Annotated in this window: 20 protein-coding genes; 10 read left to right on the plus strand and 10 right to left on the minus strand. The window is 67.5% G+C overall.

Annotated features, from left to right (window positions below):
* The first annotated feature begins 33 nt into the window (after positions 1–33).
* The gene (locus tag K8O92_02810) at positions 34–1,488 is read left to right on the plus strand and encodes an MFS transporter (GenBank protein ID UAK32961.1); all 1,455 of its coding nucleotides are present in this window, start codon (positions 34–36) and stop codon (positions 1,486–1,488) included.
* A gap of 79 nt (positions 1,489–1,567) precedes the next feature.
* On the opposite strand, the gene K8O92_02815 is transcribed toward K8O92_02810, so the two are convergent.
* The 5 genes from K8O92_02815 to K8O92_02835 form a co-directional block, all read right to left on the minus strand.
* Positions 1,568–2,311: a hypothetical protein gene (locus K8O92_02815; GenBank protein UAK32962.1), complete on the minus strand. Its 744-nt coding sequence runs from the start codon at positions 2,309–2,311 to the stop codon at positions 1,568–1,570.
* A 173-nt stretch (positions 2,312–2,484) separates the two neighbouring features.
* The gene (locus K8O92_02820; protein ID UAK35395.1) at positions 2,485–3,606 is read right to left on the minus strand and encodes a DUF5925 domain-containing protein; all 1,122 of its coding nucleotides are present in this window, start codon (positions 3,604–3,606) and stop codon (positions 2,485–2,487) included.
* A gap of 125 nt (positions 3,607–3,731) precedes the next feature.
* On the minus strand, positions 3,732–5,150 hold the full coding sequence (locus K8O92_02825; GenBank protein ID UAK32963.1) for an NAD(P)(+) transhydrogenase (Re/Si-specific) subunit beta: 1,419 nt from the start codon (positions 5,148–5,150) through the stop codon (positions 3,732–3,734).
* A gap of 3 nt (positions 5,151–5,153) precedes the next feature.
* A complete protein-coding gene (locus tag K8O92_02830; protein ID UAK32964.1) occupies positions 5,154–5,480 on the minus strand; it encodes an NAD(P) transhydrogenase subunit alpha in 327 nt (108 codons plus the stop codon).
* Positions 5,480–6,736, minus strand: a complete 1,257-nt coding sequence (locus tag K8O92_02835; protein UAK32965.1) for a Re/Si-specific NAD(P)(+) transhydrogenase subunit alpha — start codon at positions 6,734–6,736, stop codon at positions 5,480–5,482. Before K8O92_02835 ends, K8O92_02830 begins: the two co-directional genes overlap by 1 nt.
* Positions 6,737–7,141: 405 nt before the next feature.
* Between K8O92_02835 and K8O92_02840 the strand changes: the two genes are divergently transcribed.
* From K8O92_02840 to K8O92_02850, 3 genes are read left to right on the plus strand one after another with little or no spacing between them, the layout of a single operon-like run.
* The gene (locus K8O92_02840; GenBank protein UAK32966.1) at positions 7,142–7,603 is read left to right on the plus strand and encodes an HIT family protein; all 462 of its coding nucleotides are present in this window, start codon (positions 7,142–7,144) and stop codon (positions 7,601–7,603) included.
* Positions 7,600–8,436 (plus strand): maleylpyruvate isomerase family mycothiol-dependent enzyme, encoded by an 837-nt coding sequence (locus tag K8O92_02845; protein UAK32967.1) that lies wholly within the window; start codon positions 7,600–7,602, stop codon positions 8,434–8,436. Before K8O92_02840 ends, K8O92_02845 begins: the two co-directional genes overlap by 4 nt.
* Before the next feature lie 4 nt (positions 8,437–8,440).
* Positions 8,441–9,094, plus strand: a complete 654-nt coding sequence (locus K8O92_02850) for a peptidase E (GenBank protein ID UAK32968.1) — start codon at positions 8,441–8,443, stop codon at positions 9,092–9,094.
* A gap of 28 nt (positions 9,095–9,122) precedes the next feature.
* On the opposite strand, the gene K8O92_02855 is transcribed toward K8O92_02850, so the two are convergent.
* Positions 9,123–9,632 carry a GtrA family protein gene (locus K8O92_02855; GenBank protein ID UAK32969.1) on the minus strand — a complete coding sequence of 170 codons (510 nt, stop codon included), beginning with the start codon at positions 9,630–9,632 and terminating at the stop codon, positions 9,123–9,125.
* Positions 9,633–9,665: 33 nt separating this feature from the next.
* On the opposite strand from K8O92_02855, the gene K8O92_02860 reads away from it, so the two are divergent.
* Together K8O92_02860 and K8O92_02865 are read left to right on the plus strand one after the other, a co-directional pair.
* Entirely contained in the window at positions 9,666–11,132 is a 1,467-nt protein-coding gene (locus K8O92_02860) for an FAD-binding protein (protein ID UAK32970.1), read from the plus strand.
* A gap of 46 nt (positions 11,133–11,178) precedes the next feature.
* Complete coding sequence (locus tag K8O92_02865; protein ID UAK32971.1) at positions 11,179–11,463, plus strand: N-acetyltransferase; 285 nt, start codon at positions 11,179–11,181, stop codon at positions 11,461–11,463.
* A gap of 112 nt (positions 11,464–11,575) precedes the next feature.
* Here K8O92_02865 and K8O92_02870 read toward each other — a convergent pair whose 3' ends face one another.
* Positions 11,576–11,773 carry a DUF397 domain-containing protein gene (locus tag K8O92_02870; protein ID UAK32972.1) on the minus strand — a complete coding sequence of 66 codons (198 nt, stop codon included), beginning with the start codon at positions 11,771–11,773 and terminating at the stop codon, positions 11,576–11,578.
* Positions 11,770–12,654, minus strand: coding sequence for a helix-turn-helix domain-containing protein (locus tag K8O92_02875; protein ID UAK32973.1), 885 nt, complete (start codon positions 12,652–12,654; stop codon positions 11,770–11,772). Before K8O92_02875 ends, K8O92_02870 begins: the two co-directional genes overlap by 4 nt.
* A gap of 267 nt (positions 12,655–12,921) precedes the next feature.
* Between K8O92_02875 and K8O92_02880 the strand changes: the two genes are divergently transcribed.
* The 4 genes from K8O92_02880 (at position 12,922) to K8O92_02895 (ending at position 14,803) form a co-directional block, all read left to right on the plus strand.
* A complete protein-coding gene (locus K8O92_02880; GenBank protein UAK32974.1) occupies positions 12,922–13,410 on the plus strand; it encodes a DNA-directed RNA polymerase subunit beta in 489 nt (162 codons plus the stop codon).
* Positions 13,411–13,822: 412 nt separating this feature from the next.
* Positions 13,823–14,116 (plus strand): hypothetical protein, encoded by a 294-nt coding sequence (locus tag K8O92_02885; GenBank protein ID UAK35396.1) that lies wholly within the window; start codon positions 13,823–13,825, stop codon positions 14,114–14,116.
* A gap of 133 nt (positions 14,117–14,249) precedes the next feature.
* On the plus strand, positions 14,250–14,549 hold the full coding sequence (locus K8O92_02890; protein UAK32975.1) for a type II toxin-antitoxin system prevent-host-death family antitoxin: 300 nt from the start codon (positions 14,250–14,252) through the stop codon (positions 14,547–14,549).
* Positions 14,546–14,803, plus strand: coding sequence for a Txe/YoeB family addiction module toxin (locus tag K8O92_02895; GenBank protein ID UAK32976.1), 258 nt, complete (start codon positions 14,546–14,548; stop codon positions 14,801–14,803). Before K8O92_02890 ends, K8O92_02895 begins: the two co-directional genes overlap by 4 nt.
* Before the next feature lie 156 nt (positions 14,804–14,959).
* On the opposite strand, the gene K8O92_02900 is transcribed toward K8O92_02895, so the two are convergent.
* Together K8O92_02900 and K8O92_02905 are read right to left on the minus strand one after the other, a co-directional pair.
* A complete protein-coding gene (locus K8O92_02900) occupies positions 14,960–16,117 on the minus strand; it encodes an acyl-CoA dehydrogenase (protein UAK32977.1) in 1,158 nt (385 codons plus the stop codon).
* 164 nt (positions 16,118–16,281) lie between these two features.
* Positions 16,282–16,944, minus strand: a complete 663-nt coding sequence (locus tag K8O92_02905) for a TetR family transcriptional regulator (GenBank protein UAK35397.1) — start codon at positions 16,942–16,944, stop codon at positions 16,282–16,284.
* Between the last annotated feature and the right edge of the window lie 110 nt (positions 16,945–17,054).

A 17,054-nucleotide genomic window follows, 5' to 3' on the forward strand; every position in this document is an offset into this window, starting at 1 on the left:
GATAAGCGGGCTCGCTCGCGGACGCGACGCGCAATGCCGAGCGTCACGCACGGTCGCACGACCAGGTCGACGACGCCCTGGACCGGTTCCGCGGGCGAGGCCGGCCGAAACGGACCATTTATCGGTACCGTCGAAGTGGTGTTGAGCCCGACGGTCGATCGTCCGATCCGCGTCGCGCGCGCCGCGGTGTTCACCGTTTTCGCGTTGAACGGCTTCCTACTCGCCATGTGGGTGGTGCACATCCCGGTCGTCATCGACCGCACCGGGATCTCGAAATCGACACTGGGGATGTTCATCCTGCTGATGTCCGGTGCGGGCATCGTCGGGATGCGGCTGGCGGGTCCGCTCGCCGATCGGTTCGGCAGCAGGACACTGGTCGGCGCTGCCGCGTGCATCGGGTCGGTGGCGGTGATCGGGCCCGGCCTGGCCACCGGCCCGTTCACTTTGGCGCTCGCTCTGATGTTCTTCGGCTTCGGCAACGGAGCGCTGGACGTGTCGATGAATACCCAAGCGGTACTGGTCGAGCGGGCCTACCGGCGTCCGATCATGGCCGCCTTCCACGCGCTGTTCTCCGGCGGTGGCTTGCTCGGTTCACTGCTCGGAGCCGCCGCGCTCCGGGCGGGCTGGGATGTGCGGGCGACCCTGACGCTCGCGGCGCTCGCCTGTGTCGCGCTGACGCTCGCGCTGGTGCCGCGGCTGCTGCGGGAAGTCTCCCCCTCCGCGCACACGGCCACCCACGGTGTCGCCTCCGTGCACGCGACCGAGCTCGACGCCACGCCGCTCGGCCACGACGCGATGACGCCCCGGCACGAGGCCGCCGGGTCCGGGCACGACGTCACGCCGACCGCGTACGACGGGACGGCGACGGCACAGCCGCTGAACCGACCTCGCGATGACAAGGTGGCACGCGGGCAGGTGAACGCCCGCGATCACGCCCGAAAAGTTCTCGCTCTGGCAGCGATCGCCTTCGCACTGCTCCTGGCCGAGGGCGTGGCCGCGGACTGGAGCGCGTTGCAGATGCGCGAGCATCTGGGCGCCGACGCGGCGACCGCCGCGCTGGCCTTCGGCGCCTTCTCCACCACGATGACGATCGGGCGTTTCGGCATCGACCGGGTCAGCCACATCTTCGGCCGGGTCGCGGTGGTGCGCTACGGCTCGCTGATCGCCGCCCTCGGCTTCGCGGTGATCATCGTCTCGCCCTGGATTCCGCTGACGCTGCTGGGCTGGGCAATGACCGGGATCGGACTGGCCGGTGGCGTACCGCAGATCTTCACCGCGGCAGGCAATCTGGGCTCCGGCACGGCCGCGACCGACATGTCCCGGGTGTTCAGCGTCGGCTACGTCGGATTGCTCGCCGGTCCCACGGTCATCGGCTGGCTCACCGCCGTGGTGTCGCTGACCACGGCCATGGTCGTACCGATGGTCGCCATACTGCTCTGCTGCTGGTTCGCGAGCGTCGTCGCCGAGCCCGGTAGGCAGGCGGACTGACCGCCTCGGTGCCTCGCGGCTCGACCATCGGCACTCACTCGATGGCCGAGCCCCGACTTCCTCGACTATCCACGAACCGCTACTTGGGCGGCGCCAGGCACAGGGTTATCGGCTCGGGCTTGGGATAGACGATCGTGTCGTTCTCGGTCGCCTTCGCTCCGCACGCGGATTTGTCCGCGGTGCCGCGCACGATCCGGCCGATCTTGAAGTCCGCCGCCGAACCACACGCGACCTTCGTGCTGGCGCCGAGGAAGCCGCCGTCGATGCAGTCGCCCTCCTTGACGTTCAGCCGCAGGCACAGCGTGTAATCGTTGCTGCCGGTCTGGTAGTAGCTGGCGTAATCCTTGGTCGGGCAGTCCGCGTTCGAGCCGTCGAGCCGTTGCGCCACGACGTAGTTGGCTTCCGGATCGGAGCATTCCTTGGTGGCGAACTCGGCTTTGATCGTGGTGCCCGACAACTTCGCGCACTGACCGATCTCGATCTTCTCCCCGTCCGAGCGGAACACGGTGCGGGCCCCCACGACCAGCAAGCCGAGCACCACGACGACACCGAGTACGGCCAGGATCTTGCCGACGCCACCGCCGCCCCTGTTCTGCCGCGGTGGTGGCCCCGGCGGCGGGAACCCGCCACCCGGGTAGCCCGGCTGCTGCGGGAAGCCACCCTGCGGCGGATAGCCCGGCTGGCCAGGGTATCCGGGCTGGGGGTAGCCCTGAGGCTGCCCCGGGTAACCCTGTTGCCCCGGAAAGCCTTGCGGAGCGGGACCGGGCGGCTGCTGTGGGTGGCCGGGCGGGCCTGGATTCGGATAGTTCGGTGGTGTGGTCATGGATCCCCTCCCCGGGTCTCGCGTGGTTCCGTGCGCACAGCGCGACGGGCGAACCCATGGAATCTAGCCGATCGGTATGAACACCGCCGTGCGAGATACCGCGTGGTTCTTTTCACTCACTCGTAATGACGCGCGCTGCAAAGGTTCCGCTCAGCCGAGCCCTTCCGGCCGGTTCACAGATACAGGCCCGGACCAACCGTGTTCTCGGTGACGGAGTCGATGCGGGCCTCGCCGTCGCGCACCGCGACGAGTTCGGCCAACGTCGCTCCGTCCGGATACGCGCCGGCCTCGGAGCGCTGCTCCCGGTCCAGCCAGGCCGTCGCCTCCGTGCCCGACAGCCGCCCGATCTCGATTCGCGCCAGGCACCGGCCCGGCCGCGTCACCGCTGGGTGCAGGCGGGACAGGTCCTCGTTGGTGGTGATGGCGACGAGCACGTCCCTGCCCTGGCCGAGCATGCCGTCGGTCAGGTTCAGCAGCCGCGAGAGTCCCTGCCCCGCAGCCTCCTTCGCCTCACCGCGGATCAGCTCGTCGCAGTCCTCCAGAACCAGCATCCGCCAGCGGGGCGCGCCTTCGTCGGGGTTGTCGACACCCGCGGCCACCTCCATCAGATAGCCCGGCTTGCCGAACATCACCTCGGGGTCGAGCACACAGTCGAACTGGCACCACGCGCCCCAGGCCCGTGCCAGTGCGCGCAGTGCGGTGGTCTTCCCGGTGCCGGGAGGCCCGTGCAGCAGTACCAGCCGGCCGCGCACGTCGTCGGCGGTGATCGCCATCAGGCGATCCATCGTGGCGGCCACCTCGCCGGCGTAATTGCCGCGGATCGAGGACCACTCGGGCGCGGAGATGGAACGCGAACGCCGTTGCGGGCCATGGGTGTGCATGTGCCAGAAGCCCATCTCCACGGTGTCGCCCGTCTCCGGCGGCGCTGCCGCGTCGCGCACGGCCTCGGCGAGCAACTCGTCCGCGAGCGCGTCGGTGACGGCGGTGACCTCGACCATCGCCGAACCACCCGACCAGCGCACCGACCGCAGCGACCAGCCGTGCCCGACCACGAGCGTGGCCCCGCTGTCGTTGTCGCGCACCGTGCGCACCACGCGGCCGCGTGCGGGACGCAGCGGCGCGTCCGGCCGCACCCGCTCCAGATGCGCCGTGCGCGCGCACGGCTGATCGCCGCGCAGGAACGGATTGAGCGCGAGGGCATCGATCGCGTCGCGAATCGAGTAGGTGGAATCGACCGTGACGGTCCACGGCAGCCGCTCGGCGGGATCGACCGAGGGCTCCCCGGGACCGATCAACCGAAGGGGCTCATGACGTGCGGACACTCCGAGAATGATCCGGGGCGGCCGACCGCGCTGTCCATCGAATTACGAAAGCGCCCCTCCACCGGAAGTGGAGAGGCGCTTCGCGCGAAACCTCTGGCCTACAACGCCTTCAGTTCCTCGGTGACCGCTCCGACGGACTTCTTGGCGTCGCCGAACAGCATGGAGGTGTGGTCGGCGTAGAACAGCGGGTTGTCGATGCCCGCGAAGCCGGAGTTCATCGAGCGCTTGAGCACGATCACCGACTTGGCCTGGTCGACGTTGAGCACGGGCATGCCGTAGATCGGGCTGGAGGCGTCCTCGCGGGCGGCGGGGTTGGTGACGTCGTTGGCGCCGATCACCAGGGCGACATCGGTGCGATTGAATTCGCCGTTGATGTCGTCCATTTCCTTGAGCGCGTCGTAGGAGACCTCGGCCTCGGCCAAAAGCACGTTCATGTGGCCGGGCATCCGACCGGCGACCGGATGGATGGCGTATTTGACCTCCACGCCCTTTGCCTCCAGCAACGACGCCATCTCCTTGACCGCGTGCTGCGCCTGGGCGACGGCCATGCCGTAGCCCGGGACGACGATCACCTGGTTGGCGTACGCCATCTGGATCGCGGCGTCCGCGGCGGAGGTGGCCTTGGCCTGCTTCTGCTCACCACCGGAGGCGCCCGGCGCGGTCCCGCCGCCACCGAAACCGCCCGCGACGATGGCCGGGATGGACCGGTTCATCGCCTTGGCCATCAGGTTGGTCAGGATGGTGCCGGACGCGCCGACGATCATGCCCGCGACGATCATGGCGGTGTTGTTCAACGCCAGACCCGCGGCCGCGGCCGACAAACCGGTCAGGGCGTTGAGCAGCGAGATGACCACCGGCATGTCCGCCCCGCCGATCGGCAGCACGACCATCAATCCGAGCACACCGGCGGCGAGCAGCAACAGCACCATCCACCACCACGGCGCGCCACCATCGGCGGCGCCGATGCCGATCACCACGGCGGCGACCACGGCGACGACGAGCAGCAGCAGGTTGAGCGGCTGCTGCAGCTTGCCGACCCCGATCGGTTTGCCGGGCAGGATCTCCTGCAGCTTGCCGAAGGCGATCAGCGAGCCCCAGAACGACACCGAACCGATGATCGCGGCGAACAACGATCCGACGATGATGTGCACGGTCGGTTCCTCACCGTGCTTGAACGCGGAGAAGCCGGTGGTGTCGAGGAATTCCGCCCACGCGATCAACGCGACCGTGCCGCCGCCGACGCCGTTGAACGCGGCCACCAGCTGCGGCATCGCGGTCATCTTGGTGTAGCGCGCGGGCGGCACGCCGAGCACGACACCGAGCACGAGCCCGGCGACGATCAGGATCCAGTTGCCGGTGTCGCGGACCGCGATCAGCGTCGCGACCACCGCGAGGCCCATACCGATCGCGGCGATCCAGTTGCCGCGCACCGCGGTCTTCGGTCCGGTCAGGCCCATCAGGCCGTAGATGAACAGCGAGAACGCGATGATGTAGAGGATGTTGACGAGGTTGTCCATGGCTTACTTCCCCGCCTTCGCAGAACTTTCGGCGGCGACCGGCTTCTTGCCCTTGAACATGCCGAGCATGCGGTCGGTGACCACGAAACCACCGACCACGTTCAAGGTTCCGAAGACCAGCGCCACGAACAGGATGATCTGGATGCCGATCGACGGGTCGTCCATCTTGCCGAGGGTGACCAGCGCACCCAGCACGACGATGCCGTGGATGGCGTTGGTGCCCGACATCAGCGGCGTGTGCAGCGTGTTCGGGACTTTGGAGATCACGGCGAAACCGACGAACCCCGACAGCACGAGGATCGCGATATTCGCCAGCAGTTCGGTATACATCAGTTCTCCACCTTCGCCTCGGTCGTCTCCGCCACCTCAGCCGTATTCGTTCCCTCGGTCGACTCCGCGACCTCAGCGACAGTCGACTCCGCCACCGCAGCGGCCGCGGTCGACTCCACCGTCTCGGTCGCGGCGGCCGATTCGGTCGCATCACGAGTGACGCAGGAATCAGCGAGCACCTGATCGCTGAAATCCGGTGCGAGCTCGCCGTCGACCAGCATCAGTTCCAGCAGCGCCGCGATGTTCTTGGAGTACAACTCGCTCGCGTGCTCGGGCATGGTGGCGGGCAGGTTCAACGGCGAGGCGATGGTCACCTCGTGCTTCACCACGGTCCGGCCGGGTTCGGTCAGCTCACAGTTACCGCCGGTCTCACCGGCCAGGTCCACGATCACGCTGCCCGGTTTCATTCCCGCGACCGCTTCGGCGGTCACCAACCTGGGCGCGGGACGCCCCGGCACCAACGCGGTCGTGATCACCACGTCGAAGCCCTTGATCGCGTCCTCCAGAGCCTGCTGCTGAGCGGCCTTCTCCTCGTCGGTGAGCTCACGGGCGTACCCGCCCTCACCCGCGGCATCGATACCCAGGTCCAGCCACTGCGCACCCACCGACCGCACCTGATCGGCCACCTCCGGCCGCACGTCGTAACCGGTGGTCCGCCCGCCCAGACGCTTCGCGGTCGCGAGAGCCTGCAGGCCGGCGACGCCCACACCGAGCACCAGCACCGTCGCGGGCTTCACCGTGCCCGCCGCGGTGGTCAGCATCGGGAAGAACCGCGTCGACTCCGACGCGGCCAGCAACACCGCCTTGTAACCGGCGACGTTCGCCTGCGAGGACAACGCGTCCATCACCTGCGCACGGGAGATCCGCGGAATCGCCTCCACGGCGAACGCCCGCACCCCCGCCGACTTCAACGCGGCGATCTGATTGTCGGCGTTGCGCGGCGCGAGGAATCCGATCAGCGTCTGCCCCGACGACAGCTTCGCGACCTCGGCGTCACTGGGCGGGGCCACCTTCACCACCACGTCCGCCGACCACGGATCACCGATCGACGCGCCCACCTCCACGTAGGCTTCGTCGGGGATCAGCGCACCCTGCCCGGCCCCGGACTCGATGACGACCTCCACGCCCTGCTTCAACAGCGACGGAATGATCTTCGGCACCAGAGCGACACGTCGCTCGCCCGCGTTGGATTCGCGGACGACACCGACACGCGCGCCGCGCGGCGATGGATCGCCTACGCTCTGCGTTGTCTCCACTTGTCAGACTTCCTTCTCTTACTGAGCTTCAGGCAACGGGTAGACGTCCGGACGATGTTACCGCTGAGTAAGTTCGTCCAAATCCTCGCCACTGTACCTGGCCCGCGGTGAGCCTAGCTGAGATGCCCGTCACACACGCCGGACGAATCGCGCCGGTACGCCGGATGTCCCGGTCGCCTCGGAGCGCGCCGCCCGCCGCCGAGCAACGAGTTGCTCGTTTTCCTTCTCGATGTGTGATCGTTGTCGCCGCCGGTGAACACAGCAAGACCGTACGAAGAAGTTCGTTACCAACCTCGAGGTTCGATACCTGGTCTCGGCCTCGCCGGGACGGGCGCGGTGACCCGCGTCATGCCGATCGCCCGTCCGGGCTGTTCCGGTCGGCTCGTACGCCGTATGGTCCAGCGTGTGAACGACTGCGTCTTCTGCCGCATCGTGGCGGGCGAGGCACCGGCGGCGAAAGTGTACGAGGACGACACGCTGTGCGCGTTCCTCGACATCCGGCCGGTCGCCCGCGGGCACACGCTGGTCATACCGAAACGGCACGCCGCCGAACTGGAGGACCTCGACGCCGAACTCGGCGCGCAGATCTTCCGGGCCGGGCATCGGCTCGCACTGGCCATCCGGCGCAGCAGCCTCGCCGCCGATGGGGCCAATCTGGTGCTCAACGACGGCACCGCCGCCTTCCAGACCGTCCCGCACGTCCACCTGCACGTGATCCCCCGCCGGCATGGCGACACGCTGAAGTTCGCCAAGGGGTTTCTGCTGCGTCGCCCGCACGACCCCGTCGCCACCGCCGCGGCCATCCGGGGCGGCATCGCGGCATTGGACAACGAGGGCGAAGGCCCGGAAAAGGAAACCGACGGATGACCGAGACGCTGGACCGCACCGTGCTGATCGACCTGTTGTCCCGGCAATGGGGCGCGATCGACGCGCTGGTCGCTCCGCTGGACGAGGACCGTTGGCGTACTCCGTCGTCGCTGCCCGGCTGGACGGTGTTCGACCTCGTCGCCCACGTCATCGGCACCGAGTCGTGGCTGCTGGGTGATCGCCCGCCCGCGCACGACCCGACCAGGGCCAAGACCGACGTGCGCACCCTCCCCTACGTGCGCAACGAGACCGCGGTGCTCAACGAGATCTGGGTGGACCGGCTGCGCCCACTGCCCGGCGCCCGGCTGCTCGAGCTCTATCGCGACGTCGTGGACCGCAGGCGTGCGGCGCTCGCCGCGCTGGGCGATGCCGAGTGGCAGAAGGAAACGGTGTCGCCGATCGGGCAGATCACCTATGGCCGCTTCATGCGAGTGCGGTTGTTCGATTGTTGGATGCACGAACTCGACATCGCCGACGCGCTCGGGGTCACGGTCGAGGAGGGCGGCCCACGCGGCGAACTGGCATTCCTCGAGTTCGCGCGCAGCATCCCGCGCGTGGTGGTCAAGAAAGGCGGTGCGCCCGACGGCGCCCGGATCACCTTCGCGCTGAGCGGTCCGCTGGCCAGGACGTTGCACATCCAGGTGGCGGGCCGGGCGAGCTACGTGGACGCCTTCGACGGACCGGCTACGGTCGAGATCGGGCTGGACTCGCGGCTTTTCGTGCGTCTCGGTGGCGGCCGGACGACCGCCGAGGAGCACTGGGACGAGATCACCATCGACGGTGACGCCGAACTGGGGCAGCGCGTCATCCGCCACCTGGCCTTCACCATCTGACGCGATGCGACTCTTCCTCTCCAGCTACCGATTCGGGGCGCACTACGACCGGCTCGTCGCACTCGCGGGCCCGCCGGGCCGGGTCGCGGTGATACCGAATGCCTGCGACGCCTGGCCGGAGGCGTGGGCGGGCGCGGTGACCAGCGACGTGACGCCACTGCGCCAGCTCGGCTACACGCCGGAGGTGCTCGACCTGCGCGAGTACGCCGGGCGGGAAGCCGAGCTGGAGCGGAAGCTGGCCGAGTTCCCGCTGGTGTGGGTGCGCGGCGGCAACACGTTCGTTCTGCGCGCCCAGTTCGCCCGCAGCGGAGCGGACCGAGCTCTTCCCCGGCTGCTCGCCGCCGACGCGCTGGTCTACGCCGGTTACAGCGCCGGGGCCTGCGTACTGACCCCGGACCTGCACGGCCTGGAGTCGGTGGACGACCCCGGCGAGGTCGCCCCGGCGTGCGGAGTGCAACCGCGGTGGGATGGCCTCGGATTGGTCGACCGCCGGATCGTGCCGCACATCGATTCGGCCACCGACCCCGAGGGTGACTGCACTCGGCTCGCCGCCCGTTACCGCGCCGAAGGCGTCGCGCACTGGGCGCTCACCGACGAGGACGCGATCGTCGTCGACGGCGCGCGCACCGAAGTGCTGATCAATCCAGCGAGGTCATGAACGGAGGGGTGGCACCCAGCGCTTCGACTCACGTCGCGTCAGGTGCGAGCGCCGGTTCCGGCTCGGCGGCCCGGCGGAAGACCACCCAGCGCATCGCGCTGTACATGTAGACGGCTTCGCACGCGCCCGCCAGCAACCGGGACAGGTGGTACTGCAGGCCCAGCGCGGTCAGTCCGCTGCCGACGCCGAGGATGAACGCGAGGTAGTTGACCACGACCACCACCACATACACCGCAGCCTGCCTGCCCACCGGCGCGTGCGAATGGAAGTTGAACGTGCGGTTGAGCACGAAGCCGAGCCCGAACGCGCACACGTAGGCCACGGTCACCGACAGCCACACCGGCAGATCGAACCACCCGTGCAAGATCGTCAGCAGGGCCAGGTCGACACCGAAGGTGCCGCTGTTGATCAGCCCGAAACCCAGGAAGGTGGGCGGCACAAGACGATTCAGCCCGAACGGGAGCCGGTCCACGACGGCCTCGCACCAGTGGGTGAACCGGTCGGCGATCGTGTCGGCGGTCTCGGACAGCTCATGCACGCGACCAGGGTGACAGCGGCAGGTGTCCGTCAGATGAGCGGACGGCGACCGGCCGGTGGCTCAGCCGGTCTCCCTCGGTCGCACACGCGCAGCAGTCGGCCGGTCGGCGGAAATCGGGCGCGGGGCGCTAGCGTGAAGGTTGTGGACCTGGATGACCTGATCGCGGCTCTCCCCGACGGCACGGTGCTCACCGACGCCGACCTGCTGGCGGGCTACCGGCAGGACTGGGCGCGCGATCCCGACGCGGGAACCGCCCTGGCCGTGGTACGCGCCACCAGCACCGACGACGTGGCCGCGACGCTGCGGTGGGCCACCGCGCAGCGCGTCCCGGTGATCCCGCGCGGGGCCGGATCCGGTCTCTCCGGCGGTGCGACGGCCGTCGACGGAGCGATCGTGCTGACCACCGAACGGATGCGCGCGATCACCGTCGACCCGGTGACGCGCACCGCCGTGGTGCAACCCGGCCTGCTCAACGCCGAGGTCAAGCGCGCGGTCGCGGAGTACGGCCTGTGGTACCCGCCCGACCCGTCGTCGTTCGAGATCTGCTCGATCGGCGGCAACGCCGCGACCAACGCGGGCGGGCTCTGCTGTGTCAAATACGGCGTAACCACCGATTACGTGCTCGGCATGCAGGTCGTGCTCGCCGACGGCACCGCCGTGCGGCTCGGCGGTCCCCGATTGAAGGACTCGGCCGGCCTGTCGCTGACCAAGCTGTTCGTCGGCAGCGAGGGCACACTGGGCGTGATCACCGAGCTGACCTTGCGGCTGCTGCCCGCGCAACCGCCGCAGAGCACGGTCGTCGCCAGCTTCGACACGCTCACCGCGGCCACCGAGGCGATCCTGACCATCACCGGCGAACTGCGGCCGTCGATGCTCGAGTTCATGGACTCGGTGTCGATCAACGCCGTGGAGGACGAGTTGCGGATGGGATTGGACCGGCAGGCGGCCGCGCTGCTGGTCGCGCGCTCCGACGCACCAGGCGAATTCGCCCGGCGCGAAGCCGAGATCATGGCCGCGGCCTGTGAGAAGGCGGGCGCGACAGAGGTTTTCCACACCGAGGATCCCGACGAAGGAGAGGCGTTCACGGCTGCCCGGCGTCTGGCGATTCCCGCCGTCGAAAAGCTCGGACCGCTATTGCTGGAGGACGTCGGCGTGCCCCTGCCCCGGCTCGGTGATCTGGTGAGCGGCGTCGCCGAGATCGCCGAGCGCAACGCGGTGACGGTGTCGGTGATCGCCCACGCGGGCGACGGCAACACCCACCCGCTGATCGTGCACGACCCGTCGGATGCCGACCTCACCGCGCGGGCGCACCGCGCCTTCGGCGAGATCATGGATCTGGCCATCGCCCTCGGCGGCACCATCACCGGCGAGCACGGCGTCGGACGTTTGAAGAAAGCATGGCTGCCCGAGCAGCTCGGCCCCGACGTGATGGCTCTGACCCGGCGCATCAAAGACGCGCTCGACCCGGACGGCATCCTCAACCCCGGCGCGATCCTGTAGCCGCCACGCCGGAACATTCCCCACCGCCAAGGAGTTCTACCCGATCATGACGACCAGGCTCGAGCACAACGTCGCCGACACCCGTTTCGAGATCTACATCGACGACACCCTCGCCGGGTACGCCGACTACGCCGAACGCGCGGACCTGAAGGTCCGCGACTTCCACCACACCATGACCTTCCCCGAATTCCGGGGCCGAGGAGTAGCCGCCCAAGTCGTCGAATACGCCCTCGACGACTCCCGCAACGCGGGCTTCTCGGTCATCCCCACTTGCTGGTATGTGGAGAAGTACATCGCCGAACACCGGGAGTACGCGGACCTGGTCTCCTGAGCGACGCGCCGCGAGTTGGCCGCTCACCGAGAGGTCCACTCGCGGTCGCGACAGCCATGGGCCGCCCGCGGACGCCCCATGTAGCGGGGCAAAAGCGAGGTGCCGGATGGGTTCAGGGACGATCGTCGGCAATACCAGTGGTGAAGGCGTCCCACTCGCCGGGTGCGAACACCAGCGCCGGGCCGGTCGGGTTCTTGGAATCCCGCACGCCGACCTGCCCTCCCTCGAGGAAGGCGACCTCGACACATGCTTTGTCGCCCCCACTACGGCTGCTCTTGAACCACTTCGCATCGGAGAGATCGGTATTCACGGTGCATACTCCCTTGCCATCTGCCGGAGCAGGCTCTTGCTACGTTCCGGATCCAGCGCCGCGCGCTCGAACTGCCGGTAGGCATCGACATACCGGTTCACAGCGCTGAACTTCTCCAGGTACAAATCGCCCGTGAAGCTCTCGACGTAGACAACTGTAGGCTCCTTCGGCTGCCGCCTGCCGTCGCCCCCGGACTTCAAGATCACGAACGGCCCGACGGCCACGCCCATAGGGAATCCGGCGGAGAAAGGAAGCACACGGATCGTGACATTGGGCAGACCCATGAGATTCACCAGATGACGAAGTTGGGCGGACATGATGCGATCGTCGCCCACAATTCCCCGTAGCACGGACTCTCGAAGGATGGCGTTCACGGTCACGGGTTTCGTTTTGCGGGTGATCAGCGCTTGACGCTTGCGCCGGAGGTGGACCCGACGCTCATGTTCCAGCGGCGTGTCGTTCGGATAGACGGCGCGGATCAGCCCACTCGCGTACGCGGGGGTCTGAAAAATCCCAGGAACAAGTTCGGGCTCGTACCAAGTCAAAGCCCGCGCAGTGGCTTCCAGATCCACGAACACATCGAAGTTCTCGGGGATCAGATCGCCGAACTCATGCCACCACGACTTCACACTGGCCTGCTTCGCGAGCCCGACGAGTGCGGTCGTGTACTCCTCGGTGAAGTCGTAGATCTTGCACAGCGCCTCGATATCGACGGTGCGGATACGCTCGGTCTTGCCGACCTCCATGCGCTGAACCGTGCTGACGCTCCACTGCATCCGTTCCCCCACATCGGCCAACGTCAATCCCGCCGCTTCGCGTCCGTTCCGCAGGTGCCTGCCGAGCTGACGACGAGGGAGGGTCGAGCCACCACTTTCGGCCATGCCGGATTCCTGTCCACTCGGGCGGCCCGGGCTTCTCATCTCCGGGCCAATTCTCATTGCAGGATGAAAAACATGCTGGTGGAGCTGATGAGATCTCATCTTCACGTAGTTCATCGAGCACGTCCAGTGATTCGCTGAAGTTGCGCCCGGGAGGGCACGCGGAAACGCGTCCCCCACAACGTTGTTCGCTCCCACCCGTCCCGGTATCGATCAGGGCTGGTCGCGGACCGGGCGCACCTGAACCCCTCCGACGAAGCAGAGGTCTCGATGCGCCACATAGCGTTTGGGAACACACCGTTGTCTCGCTGCCACTACTACCGCCAGGTGTGCGGCCTCCCCGCGACCGTCGACCCTCCCCAGATCGGGCGCATCGTCGTCCGCACCGGGATGGTCTGGGCGATCACCATGCCCGCCGTGCTGGGACAGCACGTGAAGGTGTGGATGCAGAACCACGGCCAAGAGCTGGGGCCGATCCTGTCGCATCCACGGTCGAAACGGTGGACGTACATCATCCGGCCGGATCTGCCGGACGACGTACCACTGTTCGCCGAGATGTTCCGCTTGAACGTGTCCATCATCCGCTACGGCGGGCTGATCGCGATGCCGAGCCCCGCAGATCGAGGAACCAAGTTCCGCGCGTGGATAACGTGGCCCGACACGACTTTTCGGCCCTCCGGTCGTCTCGTCGTCACGGCGATCCGTAGCTGCGTGGCCGAAAAGGCCGCGCGCCGTCGGCGATGGGCGGCATATGCCTGACCGTGCGCCATCCCCCCTCCCCTCCGAGCCGGACGTCCACCTGTCGGTGTTCTGGCACGGAGCCCGCCTCGACTTCGTCGCCTGCGTCACGGCCGCATGCCTCTTCGTCCAGGAATGGCGCGCACACCACTGGCACGACGCCGTGCAGGTATCCACAGACGACACCGACGGCTACCCGCGATTGCCGTGCGAACGCCTGTACTTGGAACCTTGATATCGACCTGCCCGGCTCAACGGTGGTCCGCAGCGACAGGCCCGCCCTAGGGGCGAAGCGAATTAAACCTACCGGCAGTAACATTCGCCGGTCTCGGCCGAAGATCGAACTGAAACAGGAGGAGCTTTCATGAAGAAGACGATTGTCGCCGCCGCACGGGTCGCGGCCGCTGGTGTTTCGGGTCTCGCCTTCGTCGCGATCGTCGGTTCCGGCACCGCCCAAGCCGCGCCGCAGGATTGCGCCGTCCAGCGGGATCTTTCCGGCGCGTCGGCGACTTGCCAACCCGACGGAGGAAGTAACTACGTCCTGCATGTCGATTGCGTCGGCCTCTACGCCAGCGGCCCGTTTCCGCTCTACGGCATCGGGCCCTACCAGGCACTCAGCTATCCCTTCACGCCGAACGGCCAGCGCATCACCACGGGCTGCACGGGAATGGGTCCCGGTGTGTTCGCAGTAGCCACCAACGCTTACGTCGAGATCTACCGCGGCTAGGCGTAGCCGCCAGCCGTCCTGGCATGCTCTCCATAAAACCGTTCGGGCGGCCCGCGGTCTGTGCGGGCGACCGGTAGAGCTGTCCGCCGATTTACCCACCCCTTTCCTGTACAGGATCCTGTACAGTGAAGGCATGAAGCCGATGACTTATACCGAGGCGCGAGCCAACTTCGCATCGGTTCTCGACAGCGCCACCGAAGACCTGGAAGAGGTGGTGATCACTCGGGCGGGCCACGAACCTGCCGTCGTTGTCGCGCTCAGCGAGTATCAAGCGCTACAAGAGACCGCGTATCTGCTCGGCAGTCCGGCTAATGCGCGGCACCTCGAACGGTCCATAGCCGAACATCGCGGCGGCGGCGCAACGCCTCGCGAGCTAGTAGACGTTGACGAGGGGTCCGAAGGCAACGTAACGCCCGGCAAGGCGAGCGCGTGAAACTGACGTTTACAGATCCCGCCTGGGACGACTACCAGTGGTGGCTGGCCAACGACAAGAAGATCTTGCGCCGGATCAACACACTGATTGCGGACATCAAGCGCAACGGCTACGAAGGGATCGGGAAGCCGGAAGCTTTGAAACATCATTTGGCCGGTTATTGGTCGCGACGAATCACGACTGAACATCGGATCGTGTACGCCATCGAGGATGACTCAGTCGTGATCATCGCATGCCGCTACCACTACGAGTGATCGAAGCAGCCGGGACCGCTGATCGGTGTCGTTGAGCTGAGAGCGAGCGCGGACTCTATCGACAGAATGTTCGGGCGGCCCGCGCTCCTCCACGGCCTGGAGACGGCCGCAGAGCGTGCGCAGGCACGCCCGAACCTCCGGTGATCCAGGAAAAGCTCACTTGAGCAGGGCACGACTCATCACCAGGCGCTGGATCTGGTTGGTGCCCTCGTAGATCTGGGTGATCTTGGCGTCGCGCATCATGCGCTCCACCGGGAAGTCGGTGGTGTAGCCCGCGCCGCCGAACAGTTGGACGGCGTTGGTGGTGACTTCCATGGCGACGTCGGAGGCGAAGCACTTGGCGGCGGCGGAGATGAAGCCGAGGTTCTGCTCGCCGCGCTCGGCGCGGGCGGCCGAGGTGTACACCATGAGGCGGGCGGCCTCGATCTTCATCGCCATGTCGGCGAGCATGAACTGGGTGTTCTGGAAGTCGGCGATCGACTTGCCGAACTGCTTGCGGTCCTTGGTGTAGGCGATGGCCGCGTCCAGCGCGCCCTGGGCGAGGCCGACGGCCTGCGCGCCGATGGTGGGGCGGGTGTGGTCGAGGGTCTGCAGCGCGGTCTTGAAACCGGTGCCCGGCTCGCCGACGATGCGGTCACCCGGCACCCGGCAGTTCTCGAAGTACAGCTCGGCGGTGGGCGAGCCCTTGATGCCGAGCTTGTGCTCCAGCGGGCCGACCACGAAACCTTCGTCGTCCTTGTGCACCAGGAAGGCGGAGATGCCGTTGGCGCCCTTCTCCGCGTCGGTCACCGCCATCACGGTGTACCAGGATGACTTGCCGCCGTTGGTGATCCAGCACTTGGAGCCGTTGATGATCCAGTCGTCACCCTCTTGCTTGGCGCGGGTGCGCATGCTCGCCGCGTCGGAGCCCGCTTCGCGTTCCGACAGCGCGTAGGAGGCCATCTCGCCGTTGACGATGTCGGCCAGCACCTTCTGCTTCAGCTCCTCGGAGCCGTTCAGGATCAGGCCCATCGTGCCGAGCTTGTTGACGGCGGGAATCAGCGAGGACGAGCCGCACACGCGGGCGACCTCTTCGATGACGATGCAGGTGGCCACCGAGTCCGCGCCCTGGCCGCCGTAGGCCTCGGGCACGTGCACGGCGTTGAAGCCGGAGGCGTTCAGCGCGGCCAGCGCCTCCTCCGGGAAGCGGGAGTTGCCGTCGACGTCCTTGGCGTGCGGGGCGATCTCCTTCTCCGCCAGAGCGCGGATCGCGGCGCGCAGCTCATCGTGGAAGTCCTCGAGCTTGAACAGGTCGAAATCGGGGTTTCCCGCCATCGGGTTCACTCCTGGTCGTCGGTGGTGATCGCTGATTCCCGCCGAGTGGAGTCAGCGCATCGGCACTCAGTGCCACATCATGGTCGAGTATACGCGCAAGAACGCTGACCACGTGCAGATATTACGTGGCACTCAGTGTCAGATCGGTCGCAATCCGATCCGCCTCAGAGAGTACCGAGCTTCCGGACCAGCAGGTCCGCGATCTGCCTGGGTGGGACATCGCGCGGGAAGACTGCGACGACCAGATCCTCGGCATTCGCGGCACGCCCGGCACCGCGCGGGATCGCGGCCAGCTCCACCCGCAGGTCGGCGGCGCCCGCGTCCGACTCGCCCCGCACCATCCGGCGCAACAGATAGTTGTGCGTCGCCGTGACGGCCGCGGTGAACTGCACTCGCGCCAGATCCGGGGCCTCCGGCAGCCGCTCCCGCAAGAAGTCGGTGAACAACCGTTCGTAGCGGAACACCGTGACGATCTCCCGCTCACGCAGCGCGGGCACCCGGCGCACCACCTGATACCGCCGCGCCGCGATCTCCCGCCACTGCGTGAACCGCTCGAATACCAGCACCACCGCCGCGCACACCGCCTCCCAGGGGTCCTCGCGCGACGCGGATAGGAATTCCGCCGCCTGCGCGAGCTGCGACTCGTGATCGGCGAAGATCACGTCCTCCTTCGACCGGAACTGCCGGAAGAACGTCCGCCGCGAGATCCCCGCCGCCTCCGCGATCTCGTCCACCGTCGTCGCCTCGTACCCCTTCTCGGCGAACAACCGCAGCGCCTGATCCACCACCGTCAGCCGAAAATGCGCGGTGTCGTCGTCTCCCCGCATCCGAGCGATATCCCCTGTAGTCACGCACCAACCGTAGCCAGCGGCCGAAGGTAGGAATCCTCCTGCCGGTCACCTCAGTGGCGGGAAGTCGCCGACGCTCCGGGCATCGG

Source organism: Nocardia asteroides (assembly GCA_019930625.1).
In the GTDB taxonomy this organism is placed as follows: Bacteria; Actinomycetota; Actinomycetes; order Mycobacteriales; family Mycobacteriaceae; genus Nocardia; species Nocardia sputi.